This is a genomic window from Clostridium sp. BJN0013 (genome assembly GCF_040939125.1).
GTDB lineage: Bacteria > Bacillota > Clostridia > Clostridiales > Clostridiaceae > Clostridium_B.
In genome coordinates this window covers 3,658,437-3,675,244 of the sequence record NZ_CP162495.1, presented here as the reverse complement: position 1 = coordinate 3,675,244, position 16,808 = coordinate 3,658,437, and the positions used below count along the sequence as shown (strand labels likewise).

Annotated in this window: 15 protein-coding genes and 1 riboswitch; of the genes, 14 read left to right on the top strand and 1 reads right to left on the bottom strand. The window is 30.2% G+C overall.

Translation table 11 applies throughout. From position 1 onward, the window contains the following. Positions 1 to 18 precede the first annotated feature (18 nt). The 10 genes from AB3K27_RS18970 (at position 19) to AB3K27_RS18925 (ending at position 11,762) form a co-directional block, all read left to right on the top strand. Positions 19 to 1,587, top strand: a complete 1,569-nt coding sequence (locus AB3K27_RS18970; protein ID WP_368488901.1) for an Hsp70 family protein — start codon at positions 19 to 21, stop codon at positions 1,585 to 1,587. Positions 1,588 to 1,640: 53 nt separating this feature from the next. Then, complete coding sequence (grpE, locus tag AB3K27_RS18965) at positions 1,641 to 2,477, top strand: nucleotide exchange factor GrpE (protein WP_368488900.1); 837 nt, start codon at positions 1,641 to 1,643, stop codon at positions 2,475 to 2,477. Between the two features lie 39 nt (positions 2,478 to 2,516). Beyond that, positions 2,517 to 4,007: an Hsp70 family protein gene (locus AB3K27_RS18960; protein WP_368488899.1), complete on the top strand. Its 1,491-nt coding sequence runs from the start codon at positions 2,517 to 2,519 to the stop codon at positions 4,005 to 4,007. A gap of 34 nt (positions 4,008 to 4,041) precedes the next feature. Next, positions 4,042 to 5,868, top strand: coding sequence for an Hsp70 family protein (locus AB3K27_RS18955; protein WP_368488898.1), 1,827 nt, complete (start codon positions 4,042 to 4,044; stop codon positions 5,866 to 5,868). Between the two features lie 24 nt (positions 5,869 to 5,892). After that, positions 5,893 to 6,261 carry a hypothetical protein gene (locus AB3K27_RS18950; RefSeq protein WP_368488897.1) on the top strand — a complete coding sequence of 123 codons (369 nt, stop codon included), beginning with the start codon at positions 5,893 to 5,895 and terminating at the stop codon, positions 6,259 to 6,261. Further along, a complete protein-coding gene (locus AB3K27_RS18945; protein ID WP_368491282.1) occupies positions 6,234 to 7,163 on the top strand; it encodes a MotA/TolQ/ExbB proton channel family protein in 930 nt (309 codons plus the stop codon). Before AB3K27_RS18950 ends, AB3K27_RS18945 begins: the two co-directional genes overlap by 28 nt. A 37-nt stretch (positions 7,164 to 7,200) precedes the next feature. Then, positions 7,201 to 7,938, top strand: a complete 738-nt coding sequence (locus AB3K27_RS18940; RefSeq protein WP_368491281.1) for an OmpA family protein — start codon at positions 7,201 to 7,203, stop codon at positions 7,936 to 7,938. Positions 7,939 to 7,974: 36 nt separating this feature from the next. Next, positions 7,975 to 9,228 carry a DUF6273 domain-containing protein gene (locus tag AB3K27_RS18935; protein WP_368488896.1) on the top strand — a complete coding sequence of 418 codons (1,254 nt, stop codon included), beginning with the start codon at positions 7,975 to 7,977 and terminating at the stop codon, positions 9,226 to 9,228. A gap of 125 nt (positions 9,229 to 9,353) precedes the next feature. Next, a complete protein-coding gene (locus AB3K27_RS18930) occupies positions 9,354 to 9,593 on the top strand; it encodes a hypothetical protein (protein WP_368488895.1) in 240 nt (79 codons plus the stop codon). Between the two features lie 333 nt (positions 9,594 to 9,926). Continuing rightward, positions 9,927 to 11,762, top strand: a complete 1,836-nt coding sequence (locus tag AB3K27_RS18925) for an SGNH/GDSL hydrolase family protein (RefSeq protein WP_368488894.1) — start codon at positions 9,927 to 9,929, stop codon at positions 11,760 to 11,762. A 192-nt stretch (positions 11,763 to 11,954) separates the two neighbouring features. Here AB3K27_RS18925 and AB3K27_RS18920 read toward each other — a convergent pair whose 3' ends face one another. Next, complete coding sequence (locus AB3K27_RS18920; RefSeq protein WP_368488893.1) at positions 11,955 to 12,449, bottom strand: prolyl-tRNA synthetase associated domain-containing protein; 495 nt, start codon at positions 12,447 to 12,449, stop codon at positions 11,955 to 11,957. Positions 12,450 to 12,715: 266 nt separating this feature from the next. On the opposite strand from AB3K27_RS18920, the gene AB3K27_RS18915 reads away from it, so the two are divergent. From AB3K27_RS18915 to AB3K27_RS18900, 4 genes are all read left to right on the top strand, one after another. Further along, positions 12,716 to 13,174, top strand: a complete 459-nt coding sequence (locus AB3K27_RS18915) for a hypothetical protein (RefSeq protein ID WP_368488892.1) — start codon at positions 12,716 to 12,718, stop codon at positions 13,172 to 13,174. A 260-nt stretch (positions 13,175 to 13,434) separates the two neighbouring features. After that, positions 13,435 to 13,543, top strand: a riboswitch (SAM riboswitch). Between the two features lie 469 nt (positions 13,544 to 14,012). Then, the gene (locus AB3K27_RS18910; protein WP_368488891.1) at positions 14,013 to 14,438 is read left to right on the top strand and encodes a NifB/NifX family molybdenum-iron cluster-binding protein; all 426 of its coding nucleotides are present in this window, start codon (positions 14,013 to 14,015) and stop codon (positions 14,436 to 14,438) included. A gap of 30 nt (positions 14,439 to 14,468) precedes the next feature. After that, positions 14,469 to 15,419, top strand: a complete 951-nt coding sequence (cysK, locus tag AB3K27_RS18905) for a cysteine synthase A (protein WP_368488890.1) — start codon at positions 14,469 to 14,471, stop codon at positions 15,417 to 15,419. A gap of 42 nt (positions 15,420 to 15,461) precedes the next feature. Then, positions 15,462 to 16,796, top strand: coding sequence for a nitrogenase component 1 (locus AB3K27_RS18900; RefSeq protein WP_368488889.1), 1,335 nt, complete (start codon positions 15,462 to 15,464; stop codon positions 16,794 to 16,796). Positions 16,797 to 16,808: the final 12 nt, after the last annotated feature.

Genomic DNA, 16,808 nt, shown 5'->3' with positions numbered 1-16,808 from the left:
TTTAGGAGGGGAATAGAAATGGCAGGCTTAGAAATAAAGTATAGTAAATATAAATTAGGTATAGATCTGGGTACTTCAACTTCAGTAGTTTCAGTGTATGAAAATGGTAGAACTAGAGTGTTTAAAATAAATGGAAAAGAGTACATGCCATCGGTGGTATCATTTATTGATAAGAATACAAAACTTGTAGGAGAAGAAGCTAAAGGCAGGGCTATGCTTGATCCTATGAATACTGTTAGTTCAATTAAAAGACATATGGGGGAGGAAGGATATGAACTGTCTATTTTTGAAAAAACCTATAGTCCGGAACAAATAGCTTCTGAAATTCTTTCAAAACTTGTAGATGCAGCCTATGAGCAGAAAGACTTTGAATCAGAAGGAAGTTTATATGATGTGGTAATATGTGTGCCGGCCAATTTTACAGACAATGCAAAATTAGCTACTAGAAAGGCAGCGGAAATGGCAGGCTTAAATGTGTTGGCTCTTTTGGAAGAACCTGTGGCTGCAGCCATTATGTATGGATTTGATTCCAATAAAGATCAGAATGTTTTAGTATATGATTTAGGAGGGGGAACTTTTGATGTTTGTATACTAAAGATACAGACTAAAAAAAATAATTTAGATAGAGATAAGTATGAGATTTTATCCAAAGAAGGTATATCAAAGCTGGGGGGAGATGATTTTGACAGAAGTATTATGGAAATTATAAATGAGGATTTTAAACTGAAAAATAAGGGTATCGACCTATTGGATATGGAAAGAGATCAAGGCATCAGCAAGAAAAAAATGAAAGCTGCACAGCAAAAATTAAAAGAAATTGCTGAAAATGTAAAAATTGAATTGAGTTTTAACAATAGCGCCAATGTACTTTTACCTAATATAATTCAGACAGGAGAAGGGGAGCTGTTGCATTTGGATATGGAAATTACCAGAGATACTTTTGAACAGGCTATTTCTCCTCTAATTGATAAGACTGATGAAAGTGTAAAATTAGCCCTTGATAATGCAAAACTTTCTATGGAGGATATTGACAAGGTGATCTTAGTAGGGGGTTCCTCTTTAGTTCCTTTAGTTAAAAGTAGAATTAAAGAAGTTTTTAAAGTAGAACCTTATAGTGATTTTAATCCTATTACTATAGTAGCAGAAGGGGCGGCAATATTTGCAGCTTCTATGGGAACTCCTCGTGAAGGAGATGTTTTTAATATTGTAACTCATAATCTAGGTATTATGACAGAAGGTATGGAATTTTCTAATATAATAGAAAAGGGCACAGAAATACCCAAAAAGGCTTCTGTAATTAGAGAAAAGGAATATAAAACCCAAAAGGATGCACAGACAGAAGTTACTATATACGTATATCAATCATCAGAAGATATAGCTTTTGTAAATGAAAAAGATGATGAAGGCAGGGACAAAGCAACATTTATAGGAGAGTTCAAATTAAGTAATATTCCTCCTGCACCAAAAGGAGCCGAAAAAATAACTGTTAAGTTTGAAGTAAATGAGGAAAATATTGTAAAGGTAACTGCTGCTGCACTAGGTACAGGATCTCAGGAAGAAATAACGTTAAATGTAATTAAGGAATAGAAATGCTTAACATACAGTGAAATAGATATAGTAATAGTTGGAGGTGAGATGAATTGGAGGATATAAATCAGGATGTTATAAAATTTAAGCATCAGTTTCAATATGATTTGAAACAATTTAATATATTAAAAGAACAATATTATGACTGGATCCAAAGGTGGGAGAAATTCTCGAAAAATATGGAAAAGTATATAGGGGAAATTTCCGGTATTATAAACGAATTCAATATTCAATACAACAATTTAGAAAAAATACTTGTGAAAGAAAATATCAAAAATTTATATAAGGACAAGAGCAAGGGTATTTATATGGTGCCAAGGATGTTAAATAACGTATTAGAGGTTAATGGAAAAATGTTTCATGGTAGTTCATTACTGGATATACCTGATTTAATAGAGTTTTGTGAAGTACAGGAAAAAGATTTATTACAAATTCAAGCCGTTGCAAATGAAAACTATAATAATATGTGTACCGTAAGAGGTAATAGAGATAAACTAAGTGAGGATTATTTTAAGTTTATAAATATGTATTTACTAAATATTATAGACGGTATAAAGGCAGGAATTGACTATACTGATTTAAATGGAGAGGTTAACAAAATTATTGAACTTATAAAAACCGTCTATGAAAAATTACTTGAAAAAATGGAAGAGTTGTTAAAGTCTCTGGATATAACTAGAATCAAAGTAGAAAAATTTGAAATGTATAATTATACAACTCATAAAGTGTTTGATGTTCAGGAAACTGACAATAGTGATTTTCATGGAAGGATTTATGAGGTTGCCAGGTACGGATATATTTACAAAGATATGATATATACGGAAGAGTATAGGCATATAGTAAGGCCTGCAGAAGTAATAGTGTATAAGTACATGGCTCAGGATCATTGATGTGAATATAGATTTCATATTTAGGAGGGAGGTAATAACATGCCTTATGACAGTCAAAATAGACCAGTCATTGGAATTGATCTGGGAACAACTTTTAGTTCTATTTCATTCTGGACAGGGCAGGGGGTTCAGACATATTCTCCAAGAGGAAGTAATGTTTTTCAATCAGTAGTTTATTTTGATGAAAGAAGCAAGGAATTCATTTATGATACTGTGGCTTTTGACAGCGGAATTTTTGAACCTTCAAATGTTTGTATTGGTGTAAAAAGGTTAATGGATAATAAAGATATAAAAATAAAATTCGGGGATAGACAATTTTCACCTATAGATGTTTCTGCTATGATACTCAAATATATATATAAAAGTGTACAGGATATGTTTCCAGAAGGAGTGTACAATGCCTCTGGAGTTGTAGTTACTGTGCCTTATTATTTTAAAGCCAATCAGCTGGAAAATACTTCACAGGCAGCTAAAAAAGCAGGATTGAATCTTGTAGGTATAATTCAGGAACCCATAGCTGCTGCACTGGCCTATGGATGTCTTCACAGCAGAGATAATATTAAAAGAGAAGAAACAATACTTGTTTTTGATTTAGGGGGAGGAACTTTTGACCTTACAATCTTTAGATTGAAAGAGGACAATGAAAATTTGATTTTTGAAGTACTTGGAATTGGAGGAGATGATAGGCTGGGAGGTATGGACTTTGATAGAGCCCTTTTAAAACATATTATAGAAGTTGAAGGTATTGATTTTCAATCTGAAACTAATGAAAGATTGAGAAAGAGAGGAAAACAGGCACTTATGGCAGAAGCTATAAAAACCAAGGAGACATTGAGCTTTACAGATAATGCATATATGGCAGTTCTCAATGTTATACCAGGAGTAAATGTGGATAGAAATTTTAGCAGAGATGAATTTGAAGAAGTTATAGAAAGTTACTATGAAAAGATAAAAAATATAATTAAAAATACATTAAATAAGGCTAATACAACACCAGAGGATATAGATAAGGTTATCAAGGTTGGTGGCTCCAGTAAAATTCCCATGTTTGACAATCTGTTAAATGATATAGTTGGAAAAGGTAAGGTTTATTCAGACATTGATCCCAGTTTATGTGTTTCTCAAGGGGCGGCCATATATGCGGCATATCTTACTGGAAATTTAAATACCAGAAAGAAAATAGCAATTATTCCTGTGACTGCACATGCCCTGGGGGTTGAAGATGCCAAAGGGAAATTTGTAGTGTTGATTCATGAAAATAGAAGAACTCCTGCAAAAAAAACTCTTACTTTTTATACAGATCAGGATAATTGTACAGAAGTAGATATACAAGTTTATCAGGGAAACCATAAAATTGCAAAAGAAAATGCCCATATAGGTACAGTACACGTTTCAGGCCTTATTCCATCACCTAAGCGTACTCTTGAGATAAATATAACCTTTGAAGTTAAGGAAGATCAAATTGTTATTGTAATTGTAGAGCAAAAGGAAAGTAAAATAAAAAAAACCGAGATCTTAAAGTTATATTAAAATTGTAAAATCATGAATGAAGGGGATGTAAGTTTTGTATTATGACTGTCAGCATCATCCAGTTGTAGGTATTGATTTTGGAACCACATACAGCTCTGTGTCAAAATGGGATGGAAAAAAGGCAGAAATATATGGTGCAATGGGGGAATATACAGTACCTTCTGCAGTTTATTTCAAACAGGGAAAATTTGATGTGGGTAATGGGGCTTTGGCAAAAGGAGTATTTCATCCTGAAAATTATATTTTAAGTATTAAAAGAATGATAGCGCATGGACAAAAAACTGTATTTTTGGATAATAAGGAATTTACAACAACAGATATATGTTCTGCCATATTGAAATATATTTATAATAATATCAAGACTACTGTACCAGAAGGTAAGTTTAGATGTCAGGGAGCAGTGATCGCAGTACCTTGTTATTTTAAGGATAAGCAATGTAATATCATAGAGGAAGCGGCAAAATTAGCAGATATTGAACTTGTTGGAACAATTAAAGAGCCTGTAGCAGCGGCCCTAGCTTATGGAATGCACATACCTGTAAATAAAAAAAGGGAAGAAAATATACTTGTGTTTGATTTTGGGGGAGGAAGTCTTGATATAACTGTTCTTAAGATTATAGAGACAAAAGATGAAATTCAGTTCAATATATTAGCTTCAGAAGGGTATAGCAATTTAGGGGGACTGGATTTTGATGAGGAACTTTATGATTATATACTTAAAAAAGAACACCTTGATTTTAGTAATTATGACCATAAAACCGCTAATCTGTGTAGAAGAAATTTGATGGAGCAGATAGTTAGAGCAAAGGAGATACTTTCTTATGATAGTGAAGTGGCATATATAAAGCTCTATAATATACCTCCAGGAAACTTTTTAGATACAACCCTTACATTGAAGGAACTAAATAGATGTATTGAACACTATATATTATCCATAAAAAATATGCTTGAATATACTATTGACTTATCAAAAATCTCCAAAAAGGATATCCATAAAATAATTAAGGCAGGGGGTTCCAGCAAAATTAAAATAATAGATAATATTCTAGAAGGTACCCTGGGAAAAATAGAAACTTATGAATATATAGACTACAAGGAAGTTGTATCAAATGGAGCAGCCATTTATGCGGCTTATAAAACAAATATACTGACATTAAATAGGAAAATTTCTATTTCCATGGATAATATGAAAAAATCTCTTTATTTTATGTGGCTGGTAGATTGTTCAGGATCTATGAATATTGATAATAGGTTAACCTATGTGAAAGAAGGAATGAAGCTTGTAATACCAGAAATAGAAGAAAAATGCAGGTTGGATAATATTATTGTGAATTTTGGTATTATAAAATTTTCTGATACTGCTGTGTGGAGCGTAAAAATAGGAGAAAAAATAAATGATAGTATTTATGAGGATATAAAACCAGAGGGTATAACATCTCTGGGTAGTGCCATAGAGATGGTTTCCAGTGGATTAAATCAGTTAAAGATAAATGACAAAACTTTACTACCTGTAATATTTCTCATAACTGATGGAATGCCCACGGATCATTATGACGAAGCAGTGGAACAATTACCAGGTAATTTTATGGCGAAAAATGCTTATAAGGATGTTATTGCCCTTGGTGAGGATGTTTGTGAAGAGTATATGTGTAAATTTATTGATGATATATCAAGAGTACCTAAAAGGGTACTACAAAAAGAACATATAATTGAGAGTATATGTTCTCGAGCCATAAATGATGTAGAATGTGTGAAGGATAAATTTATAAAAGAATATAATAAAAATATAGAATCTCCGGGCAAATTTCCAGAGAAGAAAATAAAAGGAGGACTTTTACTTAAAGCATCTGAAAATAAATAATAGGGCTTCAAGGGAGGAATTTTAATGACAGGTCTGGCCAATTTTATAAAGGGTATATTCAGCAGTGATGTTAGTAGTGCAATTTTTTTTATAGAAGTTATAATGTTTTTAGTTGATATATTTCTTTACAGAATAGTTTATAGGGGGCTAAAGAGTATAGATGAAGGCATCTGTAAAAAATCCTTTTATGGGGTGGAAGATCTAATAGAAGGATATAGCAATATGGTGAATAAATCCGATTATATCAATACCCGATCTTATATAGAAGCTTACTTTTCAAATTATAGATATTTATCAAATAACAAGATATTCAATAAATTGAACATTCCTGTAATAAATATTATAAGTGTAATTAATATGACCATATCTGTATTTATTCTCTGGGGGTTTTAGGAACATTTACAGGGCTTACCATATCTTTAAATTCTCTTAGAACAGGAGAATTTACTGTAGACAATATAAGCCCTATATTGTCAGGCATGGGAGTAGCTTTTTATGCCAGCATAGTAGGTATTGCATTTTCGTTAATACTCACATTTATTACCAGAGTATTTGATGCAGAACAATTATTGATGAATATTATGGTCAAGCTTCAGGACTATATGGATAATAAACTGCGTAAAAATAATTTTAGGAAGTCCTTTCAAAGAATAGAAACAGCCATTGAAAAATTGTCTGCATCAAATAATGAAACTATAAATGAATTCGGCAAAATCTCCAGGGAAATTATGAATAAATCTTTAGATACTATGGAGAAAACTCATGAATTTGTGAAAAAGTTTTCTGACTTTCCAAAGGAATTCCAAAAATCTATTGAATATATGACAAGTTTTAATAAAAGATTAGAAGAATCTGTAGAAGGATTTGATTTGATTTTTAAAGGCTTTAGTAGACTTACAGGTACTTTTAATAAAAGTATAAATAATTTGGATAAAAAATTTGATATTTTAGAGGGTTGTGTTAGAGATATTAATAAAGGTCAAAAAAAGGTGGAAAAAAGTTATGTGGATATATACGAGAAATTAGATAATTTGACTGATAATTTTTATTCTTCTCTTGATAATTTAGAAAGTAACCAGAAAAAACTTTTAGAAGAAGTGAAGGATTTTTATAATAGTGTGAAAGTAAAATATATAGATGAATTTAAAATTTATATGGTTGCATATAATGAACAAAAAAGTGAAATGTTTGCCCAGATATATAAAGATATGAAAGAATATCAGAGTAATCATGAAGCCATTTTAAATACTATAGTTGATAAGATGGAATATTTCAATAAAGATTATAAAAAGTAGTACCATATATTGGTTAAAACGAGATAAAAACTTGGATATGAGAGGATTTGATAGAATGTTTGGCAGGTATAGTAGAATAATAAGAACATCAAAGGATGATGGCAATATATGGCGCATATTTACGGATCTTTTAAGTACCATATTGTTATTTATATTATTATTTTTTATCTATACTAATGCTGTAAAACATGCCCAATTAAATTTGAAACAGGAACAATTGAAAAATCTCAGGCTGCAAGTGGAAAAAATAATAGGAGTAAGGCAAAGTATCATTGAGGATATAAGAAAATCTTTTCAAAGTGCGGGATTGGATATTAATATAGATAAGAATACAGGAGATATTGTGTTTAGCAGTGATGTGCTTTTTGAATTCAATAAATCAGATATAAGACCGGAGTTTAAATCCAGTCTTGACAAATTTATACCTCAGTATGTTAATGTGCTTACTTCCCCTAAGTATATAAGTTCAGTTTCAGAAATAGTCATTGAAGGACATACTGATGATGTAGGAGACTATGATTACAATATGGACCTATCACAGAAAAGAGCAAATAGTATAGTAAACTATATATTAAATAATAATTTTAAAAATTTAGACAGCTACAGCAAGGAGATCTTAAAAAATATTATTACTGCAAATGGAAAATCTAAAAGTCAGCTTATTAAAAATTCTGATGGAAGCGTGAATCAGGAAAAATCAAGAAGAGTAATATTCAAGTTTAGATTAAAAGACGAAGAATCGATTAGACAAATAGACAGTATTCTTTCAAAATAATTTTTAGTCGCTTCACAGGTAAGAGGTGAACCTTAAATGAAAAAAGATGTGGAAATAGTATTGAAAAATTTAATTGAGGAATATGGTAAGGAGCTTTGTAATGACAAAATAAGACTAAAGGGACTATTGATGGATTTATGCAGCCAATATGAAAGAGAAGTTAGAATTTTGATTAAAGTTTTAGATACATATATTATGTCTAAAATTTTGAATGGCACTAAAAAGGAAATAGATGAATATGATTATAACCAATTAGTAAATGAGCTCCATAATAATTTTGATTTCACAAAGGAAGATGCTCTATGGGCTATAGACACCTGGTTAAAATCCATAGATTTTAAGTACCAACAAACTGCAAAAAATAATGGTGTATTGAAATTACAAAAAAATAAGAGGGTTAAGTCAAAAATAACTATAAAAATAAAGTATGTTTTTATCTGTTTTATTATTGGAACAGCTGTTTGGTATGCAGGAATTTTTTTTACTCCTACTCAGGTTAAGAATGTACATTTATCAATAAATATAGGAGATTATATTGAATTTGGAAAATATAATGGCAGTCCTATATTATGGAGAGTAATAAATAAAGATGTAAATGGATATATGATTTTTTCAGAAAAAATAATCTGTTTTAAAGCTTTTGATGCCAGTGGGGATAAAACGGATGGCAGAGGGGATGATGACAGGATAGGTTTTGGAAGTAATTATTGGGAGAAATCCAATTTAAGGCAGTGGCTTAATTCCCATGATAGAGAAGTGAAATACAGCAGTCAATTACCAGATAGGGATCATGTATCTTATAATTCTTATGATAAGCAACCAGGATTTCTGTATAATTTTACATATGAAGAGAGGAATAGTATAAGGGAAGTAACCCATAGGTGCATACTGGCCCACATAGATAAGGAGATAATGGAGGGAGGTAGAGAATTATATAAATACAATACAAAAATTACAGATTGTATAAAAAATTATGATTCCAGCTATTATAAGAACGTTACAGATAAAGTTTTTTTACTTTCAACAAAAGAAGTGAAAAATTTTGTTTATGATAGAACATGGCAATATAAAAAAAGTTCCATAGAAGATAACAGTATTTCCTGGTACTGGTTACGCACTCCTTCTGCAGATTATTCTGATATTGTACGGGCCGTAGGAGAAGATGGTATATATGGTGATAATGCAAATGATGGTACGGGTGGAGTGGCACCTGTCCTATATTTAAAAAGTGAAGTAACTCCAATTAATGGTGAGGGAACTAAAGATAGTCCCTATAGGATTATGGAGTAATCTCTAAATATTTAGTTTATGTTTTTAATGGCGATCCTGTCATTATTTTTGTATTGAGTTGTGCCATTTCTTAAAGTACAATTTTTGTATATAATTAGATATTTTTTAATAATTGGAGGCTTTTGGTGAAGATAAAGAAATTATTAACATTTTTAATCACATGTACTATGCTTACAGCACCTATTACATTCAGTGCTAAGGCTGCTTCTTCTATTTCACGGCGAGAAGCACAGGAAAGGGCTTATGAAATGGCCTACGTTACCTGGAAATATGATAAGAGGTTAAATGGCAATGTTACGGATTATATAGAATTACCGGGATATTTAAAGGACAAGACTACTTCAAATGATTTAGGGGTAGTGTAGAACTATCTCTTTATCTATTTGATGTGGATAAAATGTTGATACAAGATTCCTATTAATATTGTAAATAATATAAAATTCACATTTTTATTTAACATTATTACTATAATTGTTAAGTATAATTATTTAGAGAAGAGTTAGGTAATATGATATTAGATTTATTTAATTTATCCGAACGCTTAGAATTAGCTAATACTCCCATCTTCTTTAAAGTGGGAGAATAAGTACTGCTATGCCTCTGGATAAGTTCTTCTAAGGTTTAGATGGAGATAAGCATTTCTCTATAGCAAACTCCACCTGAACCTAAGAATCACTTGATTAGGTGGGATTTTACTTATGATGAAGATATTAAATAAGATATTCCTTTTGACTATGCTCGTTATTATTATAGTATCAGCTAAAATAGTGTTAGCTGCAGATAATACTAATTCAATAGGAAGAGATGAATCACAAGTGGAAAATATTAATAATTTCAACAGAATAACACTTCACGATGCTTGGGTATCTTGGGAAAATAATGAGAAATTTCCTGTTGCATTTTTTGGAGATAGTACATTTGATGGCAATCAAACATCAGGATGGATTAAAAATGAAATAGGACAAGATCATCAGCCACCTAATGCCTTTACGACATATTTACAAGATTTAATTAGAAAATATACAGGTTCTACTGTGGCCAGAATATATAATGCTGGATTTTCTGGACAAACTGCTGACTGGGGATATTCAAATATCAGTGATATTTTTTCAGGAACTTATTCAGATGTGAAAATGATTGGTATAGGTTTTGGCATCAATGATAGGCTTAATAAAACTTCAACTAAAGATTATAAGGAGCAGTTCAAGAAAAACATAGAAAATATTATAATATGGTGTCTTAAAAATAATATACAACCATTTTTAATTACTACTCAGGCTACAGTGGAACCTGGAAGTATTGATAACTTAAATTATCCATATCGTACAAGTGAAAATATAAACTCTATAGCAAATACAGTAAAAAAAGAGTTATCTAAAAAGTATAATATTGAATTAATAGATATGAATTATTATACTTCAAAACTTCTGGCAAATAATGAAAGCGATACTTTGAAAGATATAATTAGTACCGATCATCTCCATTTTGTTGATAAGGGCCATAAATTTGAATCTGAAGTATTGTTTGCATACTTTAATCCAAGAGTAATTATATTAGATGGCAAGAAACAAATGAAATTAGATTTTACTTCACAGTACATAAAAAGTAACATATCAAGTGATAAGGTGTCATTGGAGGACAATCAGATTAATCTTTGGTATACAAATTATTTATTTAATAATTTCATTTATTGTGATAAAGAAGATATGTCTGATGTTTTACTTCAAGATTTTATAATTTTAAACTTGTCGAATAATTTGAATTTATATAGTATACAGATTCAGATACCTGAAAATCCAGGGTACAGTTTACCTTCATCAGATATTCAAAAGCCATATGTTACATTCAATGATAAAAATTATATTTTAAATGATACTTTTATAGATAGCTATTTCTCTCTGGCAAATATGTATAAATTATTTTTAGTTGATAAATTAAAATTTGGTCTGAATGAAATAAAATTATACTCTGGACAATTTAATAGAATAGCAGCAGTTGGTTTTTACATCTCACAAGATTTTAAAAATTATACTTCTAAAATATCTATATCTCAAAATAATAGTACTGTTACAAAACAGTTTTTAGCTCCATATAAATTACAAAATTATTTTGAACATAAAGTATTATTTAAGCTTAAATTAGACACTAATATATCTGATTCAACAGATGTATTTATCCCTATTGTAGATAGAATAAATTCAGGATTACTTTTAGGTATTAAAGATAATACAATAAAGTTATTTTCATACGATAGAAATAGCTCGTCTCTGGATAATATTGAAAATTTAAATCAATTATTATGTTGTGATATTGGATCAAGTTCAAAGGAATTAGTGAAATCTTCAGGATTATATGTTGAAATCAATACCACCTATATTAAAATATATACAGATTTGAAATCATCACCTGTATTAGATTATGAGACTAATGGAAAGATTATTGGTTCGGGTATATTTGCCAATTTTATAAAAATACTTAATCAAAGTGATAATGAATATGCTATAGTTACTACTGATACATTATATAATCAGTAATAGAAAATTAAGATGTATTAAATAGTTTTATTAATGTATAAGCCTGTCATTGATAGAATAATAAAATATCATCATTGAGAGATTTATTGAGAAATGATGAATTTGTAGATTATATATCCTTATGATCAATTAATATTTACTGTGATGTACATAAAGATTTCTTCAAAAATGCAATTTCTTTTAATTGTTTAATCATATACAAACATTATATACTTTATTTCCATGCCAATCTAAAAATTTTTTTAATCCCATATAGGATACAGTAATTGTCGATGTGTTTATATTAGGATGAAAATTAATTGCATTCATATCGATTAAATCACTATCTATTAATACCACAATCTCTCTTTGAAAGTCATTTATTAATCCAAAAGGAGTAACAGAGCCTGGTTTCAGTTTAAGATACTTGTACAGGTTCTCTTCTGTATCAAATGACAGCCTTGTACTATGTATAGTCTGTGCCAATTTTTTTAAATCCGCCCGTTTGCAATCCATCAAAATTACAAGATAGTGGATATCACCTTTGCTGTTTTTTAAAAAAAGATTTTTACAATACTGTCCATGGAATCGTATATCTAATTTGTTGATGTCATCAACAGTATTCATTTCTACATGATTATATAGTTTATATTCAATTTTTAAATTATCCAATATATAAAATAATTTTTGTACATTGTCTGAAAACATTGATTGTAACACCTCTATGGTAATTATCATGATTTATTAAATTTTAAAACAATTGTTTATGGAAATCAAGATAAATCTTTTTCAAAAAGATGGAAGTATTAGCTGATTTCCGTGTTCGGATAAATGCATTCACAACATAAAAAATTGTTTTGGTGTATAAATTATTCATAATAAAGGAGTATTTATCACATACTTGATAATATTGATAAATTATAAATATGATTTAAAGAATAAATTTTAGGTCAAAATAATTTGGAGGATATATTATGACATATAAGTATAAAAATTTAAAAAAGGATTTAATCTTAATATTTATAATGGGTAGCATTTATATGATTTTAGAAGGCTTATGGCGTGGATGGACACATATATCTATGCTGATAGTGGGAGGTATAGCGGCTTTCTTTATTGGAAAATTAAATGAAAGCAATGCTTTTTCTAATCGTAAGATGTGGAAACAGTGTTTGATAGGCACCCTTATAATTTTAGTGTTGGAATTTGCAGCAGGGATTATTTTAAATATATGGCTTCAGCTTGAAATATGGGATTATTCTAATATTTGGGGAAATATTTTGGGACAGATATGTATTTTCTATGCTATAATATGGTTTTTATTAGTTCCATTTAACATATATGTTGATGATTATTTAAGGTATAAGTTTTTTGGAGAAAAAAAACCAGAAGGGCTTATAAAGAATTATAAAAACTTGTTTTTTTTAAAATAATAAAATCTGTAACTATTTATGAAGACGTCGTATATAATATATAGAAAGCAATTTAAACTTAATGAGAATATAAAGTATGTTTTATACTTGTGATAAACTTTTAGATAAAAGGCCCTGATTTAAATCGGGGCTTTTATTTGAACAAATACTGTGAGTTTTTACAAATTTAGTATTGACATAGTAAAGCATAATTAATATAATATTAATTACATAATGATTGTTATAAATATTTAAAAAATTAATTTAAGTTAATACAGTTACTCTTATCAAGAGTGGTGGAGGGATAGGTCCTGTGAAACCCGACAACCGACATTTTATGTATCGGTGTTAATTCCTACAGAGTATATTTAATACTCTGAGAGATAAGAAAAGTAGAAATTTTATTGAATTATTTTTGTTAATAGAGGCTATTTTTCTTATTGAAGAATAAGGCCTTTTTTATTTTGAGAACTCTAAATATAATCAAGTGATTCTAAGGTTCAGATGGAGTTTGCTTATAAGGATGACTCTCTCCATCTGAACCTTAGAAGAACTTATCCAGGCGCGTAGCAGTGCTTATCCCCTACTTTGATAGAAGATGGGCGTGTTAGCAATGGTAGCGATCGGATAAAATATTAAAAAATGGTTGACTAGGAAACTGGAGGCTATGTTTTTCTTACTGAAAAATATAGCCTTTTCTATTTTTAGAGTTTCTATATGTATTATATAGTTAATCTTTAACATATTTAATTTAAGAGTGTTAAATACATTAGAGCAGGAAAGAAGATATGTTAAGTTTCAGACGAGATACTTTAAAAATTTAGATATGATAAGTATTTTAGATAAGGAGATGGTATTAATGGGATATAATATTGCAGTTGCTTCAACAGATGGAGTCAACATTGATAAACATTTCGGAGCTTCAAATTCTTTTTTTATAATAAAAGTAAATGATGATGAAACCTATGAGAATTTAGGAGAAAGATTAGTTGAGAAGAATCAAAAGAGTAATGGAAATTGTAGTTCATATTTATCTAAACATTCTTGTGGTAACATTAATCCCAAGATTCAAAGAAAAATAGAAACTATTTCTGATTGCAGATGTTTATTATGTAGTAGATGCGGACCTGGTTCAGAAAAGCAATTAGGGAAAAATAACATTTCTGTATTTGGTATTAATATGAAACTTGATGAGACCTTAAAAACAATAATAAGATATTACAAGAGAAGTGATGAACATAAATCATTAAAAGGTGTAAAAAGGCAGAAAATGAATTCTTTTTAAGAAAGAAGGTATTAAATAGGGAGTGATTACATGGACAGAGTTTCTACAAAGTTAACTGAATTGGTGGGAAATACACCATTGTTACAGTTGACTGATTATAACAGAGAAAAAAAAATAAGGGGTAATTTAATTGCAAAACTAGAATATTTTAATCCTCTAAGTTCAGTTAAAGATCGTATTGCTCTAGCTATGATAGAAGATGCTGAAGAAAAGGGATTAATAAATAAAGATACTGTAATTATTGAACCTACAAGTGGTAATACAGGAATTGGCCTAGCGTTTGTAGCTGCTGCAAAAGGATATCATATTATCATAACCATGCCTGAAAGTATGAGTGATGAACGTAAAAAGCTATTGAAAGCATTAAATGTTGAACTAATACTAACACCCGCAAAAGATGGAATGAAGGGCGCAATAAGAAGGGCAGAAGAACTTTCTTTTCAAATTGAAAATTCATTTCAACCTCAGCAATTTTTTAATGAAGTGAATCCTAAAATACACAAAGAAACAACAGCAGTTGAAATTTGGAATGATTTAGAGGGAGAGATTGCAGCTTTTGTTGCTGGAATTGGGACAGGAGGGACAATTACAGGGGTTAGTGAAGGATTAAAAGAAAAAAATCCTAATATAAAGATAATTGCAGTAGAGCCATATGATTCGCCAGTTTTATCTGGAGGAGTACCTGGTCCCCACAAACTGCAAGGGATAGGGGCAAATTTTGTGCCAGAATTAGTTAAATTTGAAAATATTGATGAAATATACAAGGTTAGAAATGAAGAAGCAATTGAAACTGCACAAGATTTGGCTAGGACAGAAGGGTTATTAGTAGGTTTTTCGTCAGGTGCAGCAGCTTTTGCTGCCACACAAATTGCAAAACGTCTAGAATTTAAAGGAAAAAATGTGGTAGTTCTATTGCCTGATACAGGAGAGAGATATCTGTCTACAGATCTCTTTGATAGAATAGATAAAATACAATTTTAAATTATAAAATATTAGTCAGCCGGATGGCAGATTGGAGGAAAGATGAGCAAGTTTGTTGACAGACCACGATACTCATGTGCACTAGGAGGTGCACTGTCTACATTAAGAGCTATTTCTAGAGCAATACCCATTATACATGCAGCTTCAGGTTGTGGCTATAATTTACACAATGCAACTAATTCTGGTTCAGCTTATCTAGGAGGAGGTTATTGTGGAGCAACATCCCTGCCTAGCACAAATGTGACGGAAAGGGATATTGTTTTTGGTGGAGAAAAAAGATTGAAGGAACAAATAAAAAGTACATTAGAGATAATGGATGGAGATATATATGTTGTTGTAACAGGATGTATGGTAGAAATGATTGGTGATGATATAGAAGCAGTTGTTAAAGATTTTACTGGTACTGAAAAACCAGTTATAGCAGTTCCAACACCTAGCTTTAAAGGAAATTCCTATTATGGTTATGATTTTCTTTTACAGGGCTTGGTGAAACAATATGTTGAACCAAAGGAGAAAAAAACTGAAAAACAAGTAAATATATTGGGTATTGTGCCTGGACAAGATATATTTTGGAAAGGTAATTTGAAAGAAATGAAACGTATTCTTGGTCTTATAGGTATAAAAGCTAATACATTATTTGGGGAAGGTGAAGATATTGAAGATATTAAAAATTCAGCTAATGCAAGCTTAAATATTGTACTTTCAAAAGTATTTGGAAAGGAAACAGCAGAAGAGTATAAAGAAGCTCATAATATACCATATATAACAGCTCAAGTTCCTATTGGATATATTCAAACAGAAAAATTCATAAGAAAAGTAGGAAGGTATTTTGATATACCAGAAAGCACAATAGACAAAGCACTGGAGAAGGAAAGAAATATTTATTACGATTATTTTGAAAGATTTTTAGATATTTATACTGATGCAGATTTGCAAAGATATGCTCTTGTAGTTGGAGATTCCAATTATGCACCTTCTTTATCACGTTTTGTATCGGATGAATTGGGATGGCTGCCAGAGCTTGCTGTGATTACTGATATATTAAATGAAAAAGATAAAGTAGAAGAACAATTTAAAGGATTTGAATCGGGATTGAAGACAACAGTTAAATTTGATACTGATACAAGTTCTATTAAAAGATATTTACGAGAAGTATGGGAGCCTAACAAAAATCAAAGGTATTACGAGGCTATGGTACCTCTTGTGGTTATAGGAAGTATATTTGAAAAGGAATTGGCAGCCAGTATAAATGTACCTTTAGTTACAGTTTCATTTCCCATTACAAACAGAATTGTTCTTAATAGATCCTATGTTGGATTTAATGGAGGATTAACTCTTACTGAAGACATACTGAGCTCATTGATTACAGGTAGATAAGGAGGGTAATAT

Excerpts from the sequence above, each read along its gene's own strand:
- AB3K27_RS18970 (WP_368488901.1), top strand. The coding sequence starts at position 19 with ATGGCAGGCTTAGAAATAAAGTATAGTAAATATAAATTAGGTATAGAT.
- AB3K27_RS18960 (WP_368488899.1), top strand. The coding sequence starts at position 2,517 with ATGCCTTATGACAGTCAAAATAGACCAGTCATTGGAATTGATCTGGGA.
- AB3K27_RS18950 (WP_368488897.1), top strand. The coding sequence starts at position 5,893 with ATGACAGGTCTGGCCAATTTTATAAAGGGTATATTCAGCAGTGATGTT.
- AB3K27_RS18940 (WP_368491281.1), top strand. The coding sequence starts at position 7,201 with ATGAGAGGATTTGATAGAATGTTTGGCAGGTATAGTAGAATAATAAGA.
- AB3K27_RS18935 (WP_368488896.1), top strand. The coding sequence starts at position 7,975 with ATGAAAAAAGATGTGGAAATAGTATTGAAAAATTTAATTGAGGAATAT.
- AB3K27_RS18925 (WP_368488894.1), top strand. The coding sequence starts at position 9,927 with ATGATGAAGATATTAAATAAGATATTCCTTTTGACTATGCTCGTTATT.
- AB3K27_RS18920 (WP_368488893.1), bottom strand. The coding sequence starts at position 12,449 with ATGTTTTCAGACAATGTACAAAAATTATTTTATATATTGGATAATTTA.
- AB3K27_RS18915 (WP_368488892.1), top strand. The coding sequence starts at position 12,716 with ATGACATATAAGTATAAAAATTTAAAAAAGGATTTAATCTTAATATTT.
- AB3K27_RS18910 (WP_368488891.1), top strand. The coding sequence starts at position 14,013 with ATGGGATATAATATTGCAGTTGCTTCAACAGATGGAGTCAACATTGAT.
- cysK (WP_368488890.1), top strand. The coding sequence starts at position 14,469 with ATGGACAGAGTTTCTACAAAGTTAACTGAATTGGTGGGAAATACACCA.
- AB3K27_RS18900 (WP_368488889.1), top strand. The coding sequence starts at position 15,462 with ATGAGCAAGTTTGTTGACAGACCACGATACTCATGTGCACTAGGAGGT.